19 protein-coding genes are annotated in these 16,275 nt (G+C 33.1%); 3 read left to right on the forward strand and 16 right to left on the reverse strand.

What is annotated here, in order from left to right; genetic code table 11:
• The coding region (locus C7958_RS06775) for an FMN-binding protein (RefSeq protein WP_146608771.1) at positions 1–811 on the reverse strand (811 nt) is incomplete at its 3' end.
• A 266-nt stretch (positions 812–1,077) separates the two neighbouring features.
• On the opposite strand from C7958_RS06775, the gene C7958_RS06780 reads away from it, so the two are divergent.
• Entirely contained in the window at positions 1,078–1,698 is a 621-nt protein-coding gene (locus C7958_RS06780) for a zinc dependent phospholipase C family protein (protein ID WP_243834282.1), read from the forward strand.
• 81 nt (positions 1,699–1,779) lie between these two features.
• Here the strand turns inward: C7958_RS06780 and C7958_RS06785 are convergent, their stop codons facing one another.
• From C7958_RS06785 to C7958_RS06800, 4 genes are all read right to left on the reverse strand, one after another.
• The gene (locus C7958_RS06785) at positions 1,780–2,274 is read right to left on the reverse strand and encodes an FxsA family protein (protein WP_111571917.1); all 495 of its coding nucleotides are present in this window, start codon (positions 2,272–2,274) and stop codon (positions 1,780–1,782) included.
• Positions 2,275–2,314: 40 nt separating this feature from the next.
• Positions 2,315–2,992, reverse strand: a complete 678-nt coding sequence (locus C7958_RS06790) for an HDIG domain-containing metalloprotein (protein WP_111571918.1) — start codon at positions 2,990–2,992, stop codon at positions 2,315–2,317.
• A 101-nt stretch (positions 2,993–3,093) separates the two neighbouring features.
• A complete protein-coding gene (locus tag C7958_RS06795) occupies positions 3,094–3,891 on the reverse strand; it encodes a TIGR00266 family protein (protein WP_111571919.1) in 798 nt (265 codons plus the stop codon).
• Between the two features lie 19 nt (positions 3,892–3,910).
• Positions 3,911–4,225, reverse strand: a complete 315-nt coding sequence (locus C7958_RS06800) for a hypothetical protein (protein WP_111571920.1) — start codon at positions 4,223–4,225, stop codon at positions 3,911–3,913.
• Positions 4,226–4,417: 192 nt separating this feature from the next.
• Here C7958_RS06800 and fliK point away from each other — a divergent pair, with 192 nt between their 5' ends.
• Both fliK and C7958_RS06810 read left to right on the forward strand, forming a co-directional pair.
• Positions 4,418–6,043: a flagellar hook-length control protein FliK gene (gene fliK, locus C7958_RS06805; RefSeq protein ID WP_111571921.1), complete on the forward strand. Its 1,626-nt coding sequence runs from the start codon at positions 4,418–4,420 to the stop codon at positions 6,041–6,043.
• A gap of 45 nt (positions 6,044–6,088) precedes the next feature.
• Positions 6,089–6,376 carry an EscU/YscU/HrcU family type III secretion system export apparatus switch protein gene (locus C7958_RS06810; RefSeq protein ID WP_111571922.1) on the forward strand — a complete coding sequence of 96 codons (288 nt, stop codon included), beginning with the start codon at positions 6,089–6,091 and terminating at the stop codon, positions 6,374–6,376.
• 23 nt (positions 6,377–6,399) lie between these two features.
• Here C7958_RS06810 and C7958_RS06815 read toward each other — a convergent pair whose 3' ends face one another.
• The 11 genes from C7958_RS06815 to C7958_RS06865 form a co-directional block, all read right to left on the reverse strand.
• Positions 6,400–7,131, reverse strand: a complete 732-nt coding sequence (locus C7958_RS06815; RefSeq protein ID WP_111571923.1) for a 4Fe-4S binding protein — start codon at positions 7,129–7,131, stop codon at positions 6,400–6,402.
• Between the two features lie 172 nt (positions 7,132–7,303).
• Entirely contained in the window at positions 7,304–7,828 is a 525-nt protein-coding gene (locus C7958_RS06820) for a hypothetical protein (RefSeq protein ID WP_111571924.1), read from the reverse strand.
• Positions 7,829–7,947: 119 nt separating this feature from the next.
• Positions 7,948–8,403 carry a chemotaxis protein CheX gene (locus C7958_RS06825; protein ID WP_111571925.1) on the reverse strand — a complete coding sequence of 152 codons (456 nt, stop codon included), beginning with the start codon at positions 8,401–8,403 and terminating at the stop codon, positions 7,948–7,950.
• Positions 8,403–8,834, reverse strand: coding sequence for a bacteriohemerythrin (locus C7958_RS06830; RefSeq protein WP_111571926.1), 432 nt, complete (start codon positions 8,832–8,834; stop codon positions 8,403–8,405). The genes C7958_RS06825 and C7958_RS06830 overlap by 1 nt, the downstream gene beginning before the upstream one ends.
• 276 nt (positions 8,835–9,110) lie before the next feature.
• Entirely contained in the window at positions 9,111–9,710 is a 600-nt protein-coding gene (locus C7958_RS06835) for a Spy/CpxP family protein refolding chaperone (RefSeq protein ID WP_111571927.1), read from the reverse strand.
• Positions 9,711–9,864: 154 nt separating this feature from the next.
• Positions 9,865–10,266, reverse strand: coding sequence for a DUF2177 family protein (locus C7958_RS06840; protein ID WP_111571928.1), 402 nt, complete (start codon positions 10,264–10,266; stop codon positions 9,865–9,867).
• Positions 10,267–10,289: 23 nt separating this feature from the next.
• Positions 10,290–11,411 carry a site-2 protease family protein gene (locus C7958_RS06845; protein ID WP_111571929.1) on the reverse strand — a complete coding sequence of 374 codons (1,122 nt, stop codon included), beginning with the start codon at positions 11,409–11,411 and terminating at the stop codon, positions 10,290–10,292.
• 32 nt (positions 11,412–11,443) lie between these two features.
• Complete coding sequence (locus C7958_RS06850) at positions 11,444–13,096, reverse strand: glycoside hydrolase family 10 protein (protein ID WP_111571930.1); 1,653 nt, start codon at positions 13,094–13,096, stop codon at positions 11,444–11,446.
• Positions 13,089–14,366, reverse strand: a complete 1,278-nt coding sequence (locus C7958_RS06855) for an ABC transporter substrate-binding protein (RefSeq protein WP_111571931.1) — start codon at positions 14,364–14,366, stop codon at positions 13,089–13,091. The genes C7958_RS06850 and C7958_RS06855 overlap by 8 nt, the downstream gene beginning before the upstream one ends.
• A 154-nt stretch (positions 14,367–14,520) precedes the next feature.
• A complete protein-coding gene (locus tag C7958_RS06860) occupies positions 14,521–15,414 on the reverse strand; it encodes a diacylglycerol/lipid kinase family protein (RefSeq protein WP_111571932.1) in 894 nt (297 codons plus the stop codon).
• 95 nt (positions 15,415–15,509) lie between these two features.
• Positions 15,510–16,151, reverse strand: a complete 642-nt coding sequence (locus C7958_RS06865; protein ID WP_111571933.1) for a molybdopterin-dependent oxidoreductase — start codon at positions 16,149–16,151, stop codon at positions 15,510–15,512.
• Positions 16,152–16,275 lie beyond the last annotated feature (124 nt).

Genomic DNA, 16,275 nt, shown 5'->3' on the forward strand with positions numbered 1-16,275 from the left:
CCTCAACAGTCATTCCGACAAATAATTCTTCGTAAGCGTCCATCTGGTCTGCCCAGGTACCAAGTGAGCTCATTACATAATCTTCTCCACGTTCTCTTTTAGTTTTCCATTTTTCAATTTCAGAAAGAAAATATTCGTTTGTATCAGGTGTTTTACCTTCTACTTCCTGATCATGGTCTTCATCTATATTATATCCTCCCTGTCCCGGAAAACCGCTTAAATGTGGCATTGCTTCACCATCATAGTTGGGAGTTGCTACTTCTAACTCATCAATATGCATAAATACAATCTTACCTTCTTCATCAAATAATACATTTGCATAAACTTCATTAAAACTGTAAACCTGGGTGCCTGTATCATCTTTTCCGGGGCCGATACGACCATTGTTAACTAAACCAAAACCCTGATACAGTTCTGACACTTCTACACTCTGACTTTCTTTTTTGTCTTCATCAAAATCCGGAGCGGGATATTCCTCTGGATCCAAGGCATTATTCACAGCATAAATAACTGCTTCACTTGTATAAGTTGCCCCAGAAATTAAATCAACATCAGTTGAATTAGCCTCAACTATTCTGTTCGGTATTTTTTCTAAAGCCGGTGTTCCTATCCCGTCAGTTTCTTTGTCACCAAAGGCCTTAATAGAAATAATGGTATCATCTTCTACTTCAACTTCTACAGTAACCCTGCCACCAAAACCTTTGGCAACACCTTCTAAAACTCTAGTTTCTGCTGCTGCAGTGTAGCTCATAGTTACAACTACAAACAGTACAAATAGTACACCAATCAATTGATAAAATTTTTCTCTCATAAATTTGCCTCCTTAATTAATAATAATTAACTTGTGAAATATATAACACTATTTGTTATAATAATAACATAATTTTTCAAAAAGTCAAATAATAACAATGCATTTTTAGTAACTATTTTACTTCTTTATTATGTTATTTCTTATAAATTAACATTAAATTGAAAAGAAAATTAAATGGAAGATAAATCCATTTGCTAAAAAATATCTAGTATGATATTCTATAATTAATAACAATAGAATAATTAGACTATAATTACCGGGAGGTATTGAAACTGGATACTAGAACACATAAAATGCTGGCTTATAAAATTCATGATCATTTTGCCAAACAAGATGTCTGGCTTTCCAAGATGGCGTTAGCCTGGGGAAGTATGAAACCAGATTTTATTGAAGGAAAAATAAGTCACTTTAAAGATGAAACTATGGAAATTTTTTATCAACAATTTAATGAATTAAAGGAAATGAACCCTGATCAAAATCCTTACAGTTTTGCAGTTAAACTTGGGGAGTTATTCCATTATATTGCGGATTATTTCTGCAGGGCTCATAATGATCCTGAGCTTAATCCAGGAACACTGTGGGAGAAAACGGTTCATATTTTCCATGAATGGAAACTAAATCAACACGCACAAAATCTACACCCAGATTTTTTTAAAAAAGAACTTGAAGACAAATTTGTGTATAAAAATGATCTGGAAACTTTTATCGAAAAAGAACATGCAGATTTTTTAGATAGAGAGTATAGTTTTGAAAACGATCTTGCTTCAGCTTTTAAGATATCTGTCTTAATGACAAATAAGCTGATTTATGAGATGCAGTTAAAAGAAAATTATGCTTTTGCCCATGTTTTTAATTTAAGACATCGTCTGCTCTATCAAAATGCATAAGTTAAATTAAATATTGTAATTATAAAGAGGAGCTCAGTTTTAAACTGGCTCCTCTTTTTGTCTGCTTATTTATTTTAATATTTATTTTGAATCATCATCCTCTACTTCTTCTGCTTCTACATCAATAAAATCATCTTTATAATTATCTTTCTCATTTCGATTATTACGATGCTGATTAAACTGATTGCCATAATGGACTTCTACCTTATTTTCTTTAACATATTTAAGAAAATATTTTTTAACCAGCGCTCCAATTAAGTCTCTGGAGCCCGGCAAAATAAGTAAAAACCCAGTAATGTCAGTTAGAAAACCTGGTGTTAAAAGTGTTACTCCTCCAATTAAAATAAGTAAGGCACTAATTAAATCATCAGTCGGCATTTTACCAGCATTCAGAGTAGAACGAATGTTATTAACAACCTGATAACCCTGTCTTTTGGCAATGCTGACTCCAGCAGCTCCGGTAAAGACAATGACCATTACAGTTGTAAAAACTCCGATAAATTGACTGATCTCCAGCAAAAAATATAGTTCAATCAGTGGTACTAAAATAAATATCAACAATAATTTAAAAAACATAATTACCTTCCTCAATTAAATTACTAAATTTATTGTAAATCTAATTTTCCTGATAGTTAACATGACCTAAAAGTTCCAGCTCATTAATTAAAAGTCTAAATCTGCAGCCCAGGTATTTAGCTGCTTCCTTACAAATTTCCATTCTGTGTAAATAAATTTCGAAATAATCCATTACCTGACTGATTGAGGAATCATAATCTATACTCAAAGTTATGGTTTCCTCTGTTGCATTTACAGAAATCTTCGAATCTCTAATTGCCAGATTAACCCGATCATGGATAAAGGTAGAATCCTTTTTATTAACTCTGGTTCTATGAGCATCACTTTTATCGGCCAGAATTAAAGCAGCTGTTATTGGACTTACTGCCTGACCAATTTCTACATCATGATTGGCAATTGCAGTTGTAATTTTAGTTATATCTTCCAGTGGTACATCCATTCTTCTGAGTTCTGTATATACAATATTGGCACCTGAAATACCATGATGTTTACGATTAAACATATTACCAATATCGTGTAAATAGCCAGTAATAGCACCAAGTTCAACTGTTTTCTTATCAAAACCCAACTCTTTTAAAATTCTTTCTGTGGTTTCAGAAACAAAATTGACATGTCTAAAACCGTGTTCTGTATATCCTTTTTCCGAAAGATAATGATTGGCTTCTTTGATCATATGCTGAAAATCAGGGTTAGCTTTAATTTCTTTTAAAGTCAACATAATATTACCTCCCTTATTTGTTTTTCAGTAATTTTATAGGTATTAATACCCATTATCTAACATTAAGGGAGGCAGTGCAAGTTAAAGAGATTACAATTTGATTAAAAATTATCCCCATCCAGCATATTTCCAATCTGACCTAAGACAGATCCTTCTCCCTTTTGGTTTCCTGAAAGCCGGGGAGCATTCTTGATAATCCTGTCAGCAAGTCTGGAAAATGGCAGACTCTGCAGGTAAACTGTGCCGGTACCCTCAAGAGTGGCTAAAAAGAGTCCTTCACCACCAAAAAGCATTGATTTTAACTCACCTGCTCTTTCGATATTGTAATCAATACCTGCTGTAAATCCAACCAGACAGCCGGTATCAACTTTAAGTTTTTCATTATTCAACTCTTTTTTGACGACGGTTCCTCCAGCATGAACAAAAGCTCTACCATCTCCACTCAGTTTTTGGAGTATAAATCCTTCACCACCGAATAAACCACTTCCGAAACGCTTATTGAGAGTTATATCAACCTTTGTACCCAGTGCAGCACATAAGAAGGCATCTTTTTGACAGGTAAATTGATTTTGAGGCAGTTCTGATAGTTCTAAAGCAATTATTTTACCCGGATAAGGAGCAGCAAAAGCAATTTTCTTTTTCCCATAATCTTTATTTGTAAAGTGGGTTATAAATATTGATTCACCGGTGATTGCTCGTTTCCCGGCTCCAAATATTTTACCTAAAATAGATTTATCTACTTCAGTTCCATCTCCCATTTTAGCCTCAAAAGATATTCCATTATCCATCCAGTTCATCGTTCCTGCTTCAGCAATCACTGTTTCCTCGGGATCTAATTCCACCTCTACTACCTGCATATCATCACCAATAATTTCATAATCAATTTCGTGGCTTAACATTTATATCTCCTCTTTTCTCTTATTGGACTAAATCAGAAATTTCAGCTGGAGTAATTAAACGATCATCATAAGATATTATAAGCTCATCTTCTGTAAACTCTACTTCATCAACTACTCCTGTATAAGCAATAACTCTATCTATTAACTCATCAGCCTCACATTCCAGCTCATTTAAACTAATTCTATATTCAACAGTATATTTTCTATTGTGTTCACTTTTTTCCTTTAAGATTTTCTCTAAATCTTCTTCATTTATTTGCTGACTACTGCAGTTACCGTGAGATCCCTGATCTTTATGAGATCCACAGCCGCAGTTTCCACAATTTTTAGACATTGTTTCCCTCCTTATCCTAATTTTATAATTTATACTCACTGCAATTTATTATTTTAGAAAATTTACTATTCAATTTCTGAAAAGTTTTTGATTCTCTGTTATAATAATATATGAGATTTTAAAGGATTTCAATCAATTTTATTGAAATATATTCAGTAAGTATTATATTTTTATGAGCTGGGAGTGACAGTTATGGATTTAAGTGGTCTAGCACCGATCAGAAAATTAGATATAGGAATGTTAAGACAGGCTTTAAATACAGATAATATTAGCACCGATGAGAGTCAGGCTAAAAGTGAAAGCGCTGAACTTTTGCCGGAAATATTTCGTCTTCTGGCTTCTTTAGAAGATGACAGCCAGAAAATGCTTTTAGATAGCTGGGCTAAAATGGAAATGCCTCTAAATGAGAAAACTGTAGCAAATTTACTGCAGTACCTGGGCAATAATCCTGCTTTGACTGCCGAAGATAAAATGGCTGTGATAAAAGCTTTCGCTTTTTTGGAAAGTAATGGTCTGCCTTTTTCGGAAAAACTGGTAGATGCACTGCGCTCTATTTTTAATAATAATGGTAATTTAAGTTCTACCTTAGAACAATTTATGACTTCTAATAATTCTTTGTCGCAGGAGCAGCTTAACAACCTTCTCTCACAGCTTAATCTGGGAGAACTTAAAAATTCTCTAATAAACATTGATAACTTCAGCCAGCAGACTCAGGGAACGATCAATCAGGAAGCTACTGCTTCTACTGCCAATCTTAATTCTGAAACTATAAATCCAGAGTCTACCGCTGATACTTCTGGCGGCCAGGCCGCAGCTGAGCTTGCTTCTCAATCGGGGTCAGCTCAAACTGAAAATAATAATCTGAATCCCCAAATTCTAAATAACTTTGCTCATTTAGATCAGGAAATAAAAAATTTAATTCTAAATAATTTAAACAGCCTCAGCCAGAATTTTGATAAAAATACGGTTAAGATATTAAATAATTTTTTAGCTAATAATAATATAGAAGGTAGTGCTGAAAAAACAGCACTTTTAAAGGCATTTGCCTTTTTAGAAAATAACCAGCTGCCGCTAACAGAAAGTCTAATTAAAGAAACAGCAGCTAATTTTCAGCAGAATATCAGTCAATTTACAGAAAATTTAAGTGATAAAAATCAAGTGTTGGCTAATTTAAATAATGCAGATTCTCCTCTGATCAGTAATAATGAAGCAGCAGTTAATCTCAACACTTCTGCCGGAGAGATTGCAGAGTCTTTAGCTGCTCAAAGTAAAATTTTCGATCAGATACTTGCTCTTTTTAATAAAAGCGGTGGAGAAAATGAAGAAAAAATTGCAGATAATCTTTTGGGGCAGAAATTAGTTAACTTACAGCAGCAGAGTCAAAATACACCCCTGATGCTGGCTTTAGAAATCCCGGTGAGACTGCCAGACAATAAACTCTCTTCTTTGCTTTTAAAAGTGGAAAAAGAAGAAGGCAGGGGAGCTGAAAACCAGGCAAACAAAAGTGGATATAATATTTCTTTTATCTTAGAATTTGAAAATATTGGTCCTATACAGACTAAGGTTAATGTCAATCAAAAAAGTATTAACACTACCTTTTTTACAGAAAGTGCTATAACAGCAAACTTGATTGAGAGAAATTTTGGCCGACTTCAGTCTGCTCTGCAGGGTAAGGGATTTAATATAAATAGTGTTCGAATTAAAAACTTTGATAATTTGAAAGAGGAAAAAACACAGTTTTTCAATAAAATTATTTTAAGTGAGTTAAATGATCTGGAAGAGGAAGGACAATATAGACATATCGATATTAAAATATAAAATTAAAATTAATCGTTAAAGTATTCGGGAAATGAGGTAATAGCTATGGCAGTTGACAAAAATAATGATAACCCTAAAACAAAAAAAACAGTTGCTCTAAAATATAATCAAAATACTGATCAGGCCCCAAAAATCATTGCCAGCGGCAGGGGAAGCATTGCCGAACAGATAATAAAAAAAGCCAGAGAAGAAAACATCCCGATCAAGGAAGATAAGGATGTTGTTCAGGTTCTGGCTGAGCTTAATATTGGGGATGAAATACCGGAAGAACTATATACAGTGATTGCAGAAATACTTTCCTTCTTTTATGATCTGGAAGATCTCCAGGGTTAAATTTAAATGTTCCTTACTTCATTTTAATTATTTTTTATTTCTAAAATTCCTGCTGGACAATTTTCTACACAGGTATTACAGCGAATACATTTTTCATTATCCAGCTGTCCACTTTCATTCCATTCTAAATATGGATCCAGCTGCATCGGGCAAACTCGGGCACACATCCCACATTCAGGACATAATTCAGTTGATTCTATTGTTAGTTTTGCATCAGTGGATTTATTTACGCCTATGGCTTTACCAGCTTTATAACTTACATGCTGAAGACTGCCCATCGGACAGAACTGGCACCAGGTTCTGGGTGAATAAAAAACTGAAGTTATTCCACCAAAAACGGTTACCATTAGATAACTGGCTACAAAAATAAAACCTAATTTATCTAAAAACGGACCCTGCCCATAAATATTAATTACATTAACCAATCTCCTTCCAATTTGGAAGGAAAAAAACAGAAAAAAAGTAATTCTTAAAAATTTTGATTTAAAAAATTGAGGAATCTTCCTGTTTTTACTGAATTTCAGCAAAACTGCATCAAACAAACTCCCATGCGGACAGATATTACCACACCAGTAGCGGCCTTTTAAAAATGATGTTAAAAATAGTCCAGCTATTATTGGCAGTACAGAAAGTCCTAATTTAGGATACCAGAGCCCTCCAACAGCAACCGTTAAAGTGAAAATCCAGGCATATTTTCTAACTAAGTTAAACGTCCGATTTGTTTCAAGATAATACATTGATTCGATGTCTTCCATTGATAATCCCCCTAGTTTATATATTGTAATATCTAGATATTACAATATAATAATTATTAATTAATGTCAATAACTAGACTAATAGTTCTATAAATTAAAATTTTCAGAAAAAAACAAAGCCAGTTTTTAAAGAACTGGCCTTATTAAATATATTTATTAAAATCAACACAATTTATTTCAGAGCTATATCCGCCTGATACCATTTAATAAACTCTTCTATAAATTCTTCCGGCAGCAGTTCCAGATAAATTGTTAGTTCATCTTCTGCTGCATCGGTATCATATTCTATGATAAATTTGCGTCCGGCAAGCTCATATAAATCCTCATCAATATCTTCAAGTTTACGATAATGAGGTATTTCTACATCCTCTCCCCTTAAAGATCTAAATATAACCCTTTCTATATCTTTTCTATTAACAACTCTTGTCTTTAAATGATCATCACCTTTAAGAACAATTGTCCGATTGGTTAAAATAATTTCTTTATTCCATACTTTATAAGTGCTAATTAATATTGGAAGGGTATCAAAAGTAAATAAAAGCACCCCTGAAAGATACACTAAATAAATTAATAATTTTTGATAAATACCAATACCTGGATAAAAAAACTGAAGTAAAATCCCGGCCAGAAAAATTCCAATCGGGGTATATAATTTTTCTAAAAATTTATATTTATTATATTGATAAATATCTTCCATATTTTCTACCTCCATCTATTTAAGAATTGTATTTTTATAATAACTGTTATATATATTATTCTATAGCAAAAAAAATTATCCTGCCTAAAGTAAAAAAGCTCCCTCAGGAGCCTTAACTACTACTTAATTGAAAAGCCAACATCAAATTCTCCTAACTCAGTATTAAATTTAACCATTAATACCTTATCTGCTTCCGAAGTAATATTTATATTTTTTCCAGTTACGATCTGAGGGGGAGCGATATCACAGAATAAATCCTGTTCAGCCAGGCCAGTTGTGGCTTTACCGCTAATAATGTTACCAAGTTCTCCCATTGCAGAAGTAACAAACTTATCGAGTTCCTTCATTTCCATTCCGGACATAGCCTCCACTACCTTTAAAGCCATATCTTTTGAAAAACTATATACAATAGATCCTTTTATATCTCCTGTCATTCCAATAATTACATTTGCTTCTTTATCAGTTACCAGATCCTCCTGAATTGAAACTTTTCCCTTTTCTGGTTTAACTGAAAGCATAGTTTGAAAAACTGAATCGGTTGCTGCAATTATTGGATTTAAATTTTTTACATCCATTACTTTGTTTCCTCCTCGTTTTCTATTACAGAATTTATGTGTTCTCCTATATCCTGATCGGTTGAAGCAACATGATTAATTAACCAGGTCAAAAGTCGACCACTAAATTCCATAACAAAATCTTCATCAAATTTATTTTCCCGGTATTCCTGCTGAAATTCTGCAACTTCTGCCTTAAATTCCTCATGAATCTGATGATGGTTTTCAAAGCCAGGATAATTATATTTTTTCTGCAGTGCTTCCTCAGCATCGAAATGAGTTGCAACATATTCCCCCATAAAGTTTAAAGTTTTTTCCACTTCTTTTTTCTTCACGGATTCTTCTTTGTCACTTCTTACTGTCTGTATAAAGTTACCGAGACGTTTAAAAAGTTCCTGATGCTGCTTATCAACCAATTCTACTCCAATTTTGTACTCGTCTCTCCAAATCATTTTTTCACTCCTCCATCAAATATGTAAAAAACTAAAGACTATAATACAAATATTCTCTATAACAATAATTATTCCTGCTTTTAATTTAATGTTCTTCAATTAGGAATATTTTGATATAATATTTATTTTAATAGAAAAATAAAAGACCGGATTTAACCGGTCTTAACTCAAGACTGTCTATATTTTATTATAAATTAACATCTTTTTCAAATACAATTATAAAAGACCGGATTTTTCCGACCTTTTTTATCCATTCATATCTATGATTTATTAAATTTAGTGACAGAAGCCAAAACCATAACCTAAATCTTTAAAGTTATAATTTCTGCCCATCATGCCATAGCCAAAATTATTATTTCTGCTGCCAGAAAAGCCTCTGCCCATCATGCCCATACCGTGATCAAAGTAATTATTAAAGCGTCTCTGAGGACGGTCTTCATAATTCCCACGATTTTCTACAATTAAATTAAGCTGTTCTTCGGTTAAAATCGATTCCATTTTTTTCTGATTCTCAATCCTTTTTTCATCCATCTGGATTAAAACTTCTTCTAGATTATCTTCAACTTCTCCGATCTCTGCATTAGTTGCACCCCGGAATTCTAAGTCCCTTAATTCGCGATTTAAATCTCTGAGTTGAGCTCTTAATTCCTCAGTTTCATTATAAAATTCATCCCTTAAATCTGCAATCTCATTAATTTGTTCCTCACTTAATTCTGCTCTATTATAACCAATACCAGAACTTCTCTCACCCATATGATAACGTGATTGGTTGTTTGCTCCCCCTACTCTTGACTGTAAACCATGAGCAAAAATTCCACCTGTAAACACTGTCAATACAAAAGTCAGAACCAAAAAGATAGCTAATATTTTTTTCATATCTCATCCACTCCTTAATAATTTTGCCTTGCTTTTCTTAACCTCTATCTTAATTATAGGAGTTAATTATGAAGGAAATATGAATTTTTAAAACAAATGATGATATTTATTAGAAATAAGAGGACTTCCCTAAATTTTAGCAAAATCTAAGAATTTAAACCTTAAAATAATTAATTAACAGATAACTGATTAATGAAGTTGCAGCACATAAAAAACTTCCCCAGAGAATGTCAATTACAGTTATCATCACCGGCCAGTCTTTAATCGTTGCCAGATTAGTCATATCATAAGTGGAATAGGTGATAAAACCGAAAAATGTACCTGCAAATAAAGCATACTTCCAGCTGGATAATTCTACTGCTCTGTTAATTACAAAAAAGAGTATTCCTGCCACAAAAAACAAATAAAAAATTGCAGCTGCTGTAGCATTATAATTATCTTTGAGTAAAAATCCAAGCTGCTCTCTGTATAAGTTTTTAGCTACTGCCCCCAGCCAGACAAGATCAATAACAAAAAAGACAACAATTGTAATTAAATATGATTTAAGATAGGACATTGATTTCACCTTCTTTTCTCAGTTTACTCAGCTTCTGCTCCATTAATATTTTCTAATTCCCTGACTCTGATACCTGTCATTACATCTGAGCGAGTAATAATTCCTTTAAGTTCATTATCTTCCATGACTAAAAGCCGCCCGATATCTTTTTGAAAAAGAAGTTTAAAGGCTTCATATAATTCATCATCTGCTTTGACACTGTGAATCTCCTGATTCATTATAGCCTGTACGGGGGTATTACTGTACTCATCCTGAGGAATCTTTTGAGCATCTTCCATAGTTACTATCCCCACAACCTTGTCATCCCTGAACACCGGAAATCCAGAGTGTTTGTCATTAAACATTTTTTCTATTAAACGGTGAACACTCATATTTGCCGGTACAGTTTTAACCTCTCTGGTCATTAGATCTTTAACTTTTAGATTAGAAAGAGCAGATTTTATATTACTAAATTGATGTTCCTGAGAAGCACCGATGTAAATAAAGAAAGCAATAAATACTAACAGAAAGTTACCACTAATAAAACCGAAGATTCCAAAAACCCAGGCAAAAACTTTACCAACCCTGGAAGCAATTTCAGTAGCTCTTCTAAAAGAAGTTCTCTGAGCAATCAAAGCTCTTAAAATACGCCCGCCATCTGAAGGGAAAGCCGGCAAAAGATTGAAAATAGCCAGAAAAATATTTAACTGTCCAGTATATACAATTACTAAACGAAGATCCTCTAGAATAAAATTGGGAGCAAAAGTTCCTACAAAATAAGAAATTACACCAATTGCCAGACTGGTTAAAGGTCCACTGGCAGCAATTTTCATCTCATCTTTTGGATCTTTAGAAATTTCTTCGATATTAGCCAGTCCCCCAAATAACATCAGAGTAATATCAGTAGTTTCTACATCCTTTGTTCTGGCTACAAGCGAATGAGCCAGTTCGTGAAGTAAAATACTGATAAAAAGTATAACAGCCATAATAAAACCAAGTAGATAGGGATTTAAAAGCAGCTGCCGCCTGGCAATATCAGTATTCTCAGTCAGATAAATAATGTTGCTGCCAAAAGCCCAGGCAAAAAAAGGCAGGATTATCAATAAACTAACATGTATTTTAACCGGTATGCCGAATAAATGTCCAACTGTAAAAGAACTTTTCATATTTATCACCTCTACTCATAAATTATGGTAATTTAATAAAGTCTTAAAATTGCCTGTAGATAATTAAAATCAGCCTTAAGTACTTTTTCTGCTTCAGTTGAAAGATTTAAATTATTATTTTTGATAAAACTATTAAAATTCAACTCACCTTTTGATTTGTTTTCTATAATTCGGCTCAAATAACTTCTAATCTTTATTAAATCTGTATTTTCAATTTTTCCTGACTCTTTGATAATCTTTAATCTTTTTAAAATAAAATCCTGAATTTCTTTTAATGATTTTTCTTTATCCCGATGTGGAAGTACTGCTGGAGTGGAAAAAACTCCCTGAGCAAGTTCCTGAAAATCTTTTTCTGTTAGATGAGCTGCTGCAAATAAAGAAAGTCCATTCGGATTAATTTGATTTATTTCTTCTATCTGTTGAATTACCTGATCTGAAGTTAGCTTAAACACAGAAATTCCGGCATATAATGGTTTAGAAATTAGCTGACGATCTTCCTTAATCCAGCTGCTCAGCTCAGAAAATAAATTTTCTGTATAGGTCATCGGTAAAACAAAATCTAAATAACCATTTTCAAGCCATAGTGACCAATTCTGTAGTGCCCGGAAGCGAGCTTCTTCCCTGCCTGGAATTACATCTGCCGAAATTAATAGTTCAGGATCAATCTCTTTTAGCTTTTCTGATGTTTCTTTAACCATCTCTGTAATTAAATTTTCTCGATATTTATTCCAAAGAGCAAAATTAGAACTCCCACTTTCAATTTCAAATGGATCCAGATTATATTCTTCTTTAAATTTATCCACAGTTGCCTGATCATAACCAAAACTTCCTCTGTATTCTTCGGGGAAACGAATATAATCTAAATTGATACCATCAAGATCATAGTTTTGAACTAAATAAATATATCTCCGCTGTAAAAAATTCTTTACATCATTACGTGCTGGAGAAAGCCAGCTAGAATTATGGTAACTAACAATCTCTCCCTTTCTATTTTTGTTGGCCCAATCAGGATTTTCTGTTAAAATTCTACCAGGTTTACCACTGGTATTTTCATTAAAGACCCAGACCCAGGGATGTACCTCCATATTTCTCTTTTTAGCTTCTTCTACCAAAATTTCTAAGGGATCACCTTCCCAACTGCTAAAGCGTGGATCCTGAGTAAATAAATTATTATCAGGAATAATTGATAGACCTTTATAAAAAGTTTCTGGAAAAATCACATTAAACTCGGATGCTGCCGCTCTGTCTAAAAAATTTTGAACCCCCGCTCTGCCACCCATTTTTGCATAAGTACCACTGTCAAGCCAAAAGCCTCTCATCTGTGCGGGTTTTGACTCAATAGTCTTTAATTTTATTTGATTTGAACTATTAATGATTTTTTTGGCTAAATCAACCACCTGTTGATCTTCCTTATTCTGATAAGCTTGGAGCTGTTTTTGATATAAATTATTTAATTTTTCCAGTCTAGTTTCAATATCAGATTCCGGAATAATTTTAAATTCTGACTTAGCCTTAAGCAAATTATTGTTTAATTCATTTAAAGATCTTTCGACATCTCTAATCTCCAACAATGATTTACGGTAATTATCAGGCTGATAATAAGCTGCCGTACTTGCCGTACTGATAGAATAAAAAAACATTATTAAAAAAATCAGTAAAATAAATAAGTTTAGTTTTTTAATCATTATTTATCTCCTCTGCTAAAATCTGATTCCACTTTTCTTCCATAATATTTAAAGCCTCACTGGCAGATATTTTACCTGCAAAGGCTCTGGCAAACTGTTCATCCATGACTCTAATCAATCTGTCAGCCTGAGGATGGATTAGGGTTAGATCCTTGTTTCGGGAAAGTTGGGACCGCAAAATCTTCTGGGCCTCGGTTTCTAATGATTTTGTCTGGTCTGTTTTAGTTATTATATCTTTTTTTTCAATATTATTTTCTTTCTCTGAGATAACTGCTGAAGGTAAAACAGAAGCTCTGTCGGAAAATTCAGCCTGGGCCTCAGCAGAAGTAATAAAGTGCGCAAATTCTGCCGCCTCAGTTTTATGGCTGGCTCCTTTAGGAATCACTAGATTCATTAAAGCAGCATTTATTACTCCTTCTTCAGCAGTTGGGATAATAGATAAAGCTGTTACATCTTTTAAATAATCAGACTCATTCCCAATTTCTTTTAAAAATTGAGGTGCAGTCAATAAAATTGCCAGGTCATTTTTTTTATAGCGCTCCAGAGCAATATTAAATCCAGAACTAAGTGTGTCTTTTGGGATTACCCCTTTTTCTGCCAGATTTTGATATCTCTTGATAATTGCCTCTGCTTTTTCTGTATTAAAAGCGGCTTTATTCCGTTGGTCTTCATTTTCAAATAATTTTATTCCAGCTTCTATAAACTCATGTTGGATTTTTATCTGGGGCATTATCGCGTATACACCAGTTGCAGCAGTTATTTTTTCTGCTAAATTGAAAAACTCTTCCCGCGATTTAGGAATATTTTGAGGATTTACTCCTGCTATTTTGAAAATTTCCTGATTAAAAGCCATCAATTTTGAACTTACATACCAGGGAAAAGCAAAAAAATCACCTTTATAATAACCATTTTCCCAGAAAAGAGGATAATAGTACTGACTGAAATCTTTTTCTAAACTTGAAATTGGAAATAATAATTCCTCTTCCAGTAAAGAAGCCATTAATTGGGGAGAAAGATTAACCACTTCTGGTATATTTCCCTCTGCTATCCGATATCGCAGCTGTTGATTAATACTGGAAAAATTAATATCCTCCCAATTGATTTTTATTTCCGGGTTTTCATTCTCAAATTCTTCTATTTTTTTTAAAAAGTAGTCATCAAACTGAGGACTTAAATTAATAGTCCAGAACTCAATTTCCTTTTCTGCCTGAACAGCAGCTGAAAAAAATAAAATTGTTAATAAAAATATTAATAAAATTTTTTTGCTCATTATTAGTTCTCCTTTGTTATACAATCATTATAAGTAAATTAAATGGTAAAAACCCCTCCGCACTTTCAGAGAGGCTCTTACCTGGCAGCAGGGTAAAATTATTAGCTTAATATATAATTAGAGATTTTAGTCACTTTTCCTGCATTAATTATGATTAAGCCGTAAAAACTTTTTGAGCTGATGGTATCAGCTCTATTTCCAGGGGAAAAGCCGGTCCTTTTTCTCCATCAATATCGCAATGTTGTTCCATTTTATCATTTTTTATAGTAATCTTAAAATAACTATCCTGCAGATAAATTAAGTTTTCATTTTTTATTTCTTTTCCGTTAAATAAGTCTGCAGCTGCAGAACTTAGCTTTAAAATATTTCCTGTTTTAACTGCCAGCAGATCAAATAAGCCATCATCAATAGAAGCCAGCCTGGCAATATTTTTAAAACCTCCAGCATCTTTACTGTTAAAAATAAAAAAACCTAAAAAATCACCTTCTATAACTTTTTGAGAGGTCTCAATTTCTAATTCCATTGCTTTAATATTTGGCAGTTCTTTTAAACCCTGCAGATAGTAGGCTACTTTGCCCAGACGATTTTTCATTTCTGTTTCTGTTCCATGAGCTATCTGTGAGATAATACCTCCCACACAGACATTTAAAAAATATCTGTCATTAACTCTCCCAATATCAATTTCTTTGATATTCCAATCTAAAATTCTTTTAACACTATTTTCAATATTTTTAGTCATCCCGAGAAAAGTAGCGAAATCATTAGCAGTTCCAGCTGGAATTATTCCCAGAGGAAGGTCAATATTTTTTTTCTGCAGTAAATCAACTATTTCACTGGCAGAACCATCTCCTCCTGCAATAACTACAGCCTCGAAACTTTGATCAATATTTTCAAGGCCGGCTGCAAAATCACCTGGCTCCATACTTCTATAAATATCTACTTTAAATCCAGCAGACTGAAACTGTTTTAAAAACTTATCTAAATAAGAATTAAAAGATTTATCTCCAGCTGCCGGATTATATATTAATTTTACTTTTTTAGCTTGCATTTAATCAACTCCTATTAAGCAATTATATTATACCATAAATTACTTAAGAAGAAAAAAATCCGGGAAATTGTAGTTTCCCGGATCTGAAAGTTAAATTATTCAATTTCAGCAGAATTGCTGTAGCCTCGTGATTCCCAGTATCCCTCATAATCAGAATTACTTGATATTTCAATTCTCTCAATCCATCTTATCCATTTATAACCATATTTTTGTTCTGCTACTAATTGAAAAGGGAACCCCTGTCTTGGCGGCAACTGCACATCATTTACTTTATCTGCAATTATAATATTGTTTTCCTGAATATAACTGATTGGTAATGAGGTACTGTATCCATCTGGAGCATAAAAGATAAGTGTATTAGCTTCCTCACTAATATTTAATTCATCTAATATTTCAACTAATGGTATCCCCTCCCAGAGAGCCTTAACTGACCAGCCGGTTACACAATTTAAAGTAACTAATTTTTTAATATGATTTTTTTCCTGTAACTCTGAGTAGCTGTATTCTTTATCTTCAGCTACTAGACCATCAATTAGCAGTCGGTATTCATCAATGTCTATTTCCTGAATTCCTTTAATCGAATTTTCTCTGAAATCCTCAATTGCACCCAACTTTTCTCCCTGATATTCATTAATCTCGACTTCCTCAATATTTTCATTTTTAGCTTGAGCATATACAGTCTGAAAAGAAAAAACTAGCATTAAAATCAGTGCCAGAAAAAGTAATAATTTTTTCATGATTTCCCCTCCTTAAATGACTTAAAATATAGTCGTTTGTATAATGTCTAAGGCCCGAAATAACAGGGCTCTCGACATAAATTTTTGGTGACTTCCTCCTTAAGATATGGTATAATATAGTTAG

The organism is Halanaerobium saccharolyticum, assembly GCF_003259895.1.
Classification (GTDB): Bacteria; Bacillota; Halanaerobiia; order Halanaerobiales; family Halanaerobiaceae; genus Halanaerobium; species Halanaerobium saccharolyticum_A.

What these genes read in the sequence shown, in the direction of transcription:
- C7958_RS06810 (WP_111571922.1), top strand. Translation starts at nt 6,089, where the DNA reads ATGGCAGTTGACAAAAATAATGATAACCCTAAAACAAAAAAAACAGTT.
- C7958_RS06815 (WP_111571923.1), bottom strand. Translation starts at nt 7,131, where the DNA reads ATGGAAGACATCGAATCAATGTATTATCTTGAAACAAATCGGACGTTT.
- C7958_RS06845 (WP_111571929.1), bottom strand. Translation starts at nt 11,411, where the DNA reads ATGAAAAGTTCTTTTACAGTTGGACATTTATTCGGCATACCGGTTAAA.
- C7958_RS06850 (WP_111571930.1), bottom strand. Translation starts at nt 13,096, where the DNA reads ATGATTAAAAAACTAAACTTATTTATTTTACTGATTTTTTTAATAATG.
- C7958_RS06840 (WP_111571928.1), bottom strand. Translation starts at nt 10,266, where the DNA reads ATGTCCTATCTTAAATCATATTTAATTACAATTGTTGTCTTTTTTGTT.
- C7958_RS06860 (WP_111571932.1), bottom strand. Translation starts at nt 15,414, where the DNA reads ATGCAAGCTAAAAAAGTAAAATTAATATATAATCCGGCAGCTGGAGAT.
- C7958_RS06820 (WP_111571924.1), bottom strand. Translation starts at nt 7,828, where the DNA reads ATGGAAGATATTTATCAATATAATAAATATAAATTTTTAGAAAAATTA.
- C7958_RS06800 (WP_111571920.1), bottom strand. Translation starts at nt 4,225, where the DNA reads ATGTCTAAAAATTGTGGAAACTGCGGCTGTGGATCTCATAAAGATCAG.
- C7958_RS06855 (WP_111571931.1), bottom strand. Translation starts at nt 14,366, where the DNA reads ATGAGCAAAAAAATTTTATTAATATTTTTATTAACAATTTTATTTTTT.
- C7958_RS06830 (WP_111571926.1), bottom strand. Translation starts at nt 8,834, where the DNA reads ATGATTTGGAGAGACGAGTACAAAATTGGAGTAGAATTGGTTGATAAG.
- C7958_RS06865 (WP_111571933.1), bottom strand. Translation starts at nt 16,151, where the DNA reads ATGAAAAAATTATTACTTTTTCTGGCACTGATTTTAATGCTAGTTTTT.
- C7958_RS06790 (WP_111571918.1), bottom strand. Translation starts at nt 2,992, where the DNA reads ATGTTGACTTTAAAAGAAATTAAAGCTAACCCTGATTTTCAGCATATG.
- C7958_RS06795 (WP_111571919.1), bottom strand. Translation starts at nt 3,891, where the DNA reads ATGTTAAGCCACGAAATTGATTATGAAATTATTGGTGATGATATGCAG.
- C7958_RS06785 (WP_111571917.1), bottom strand. Translation starts at nt 2,274, where the DNA reads ATGTTTTTTAAATTATTGTTGATATTTATTTTAGTACCACTGATTGAA.
- fliK (WP_111571921.1), top strand. Translation starts at nt 4,418, where the DNA reads ATGGATTTAAGTGGTCTAGCACCGATCAGAAAATTAGATATAGGAATG.
- C7958_RS06825 (WP_111571925.1), bottom strand. Translation starts at nt 8,403, where the DNA reads ATGGATGTAAAAAATTTAAATCCAATAATTGCAGCAACCGATTCAGTT.
- C7958_RS06835 (WP_111571927.1), bottom strand. Translation starts at nt 9,710, where the DNA reads ATGAAAAAAATATTAGCTATCTTTTTGGTTCTGACTTTTGTATTGACA.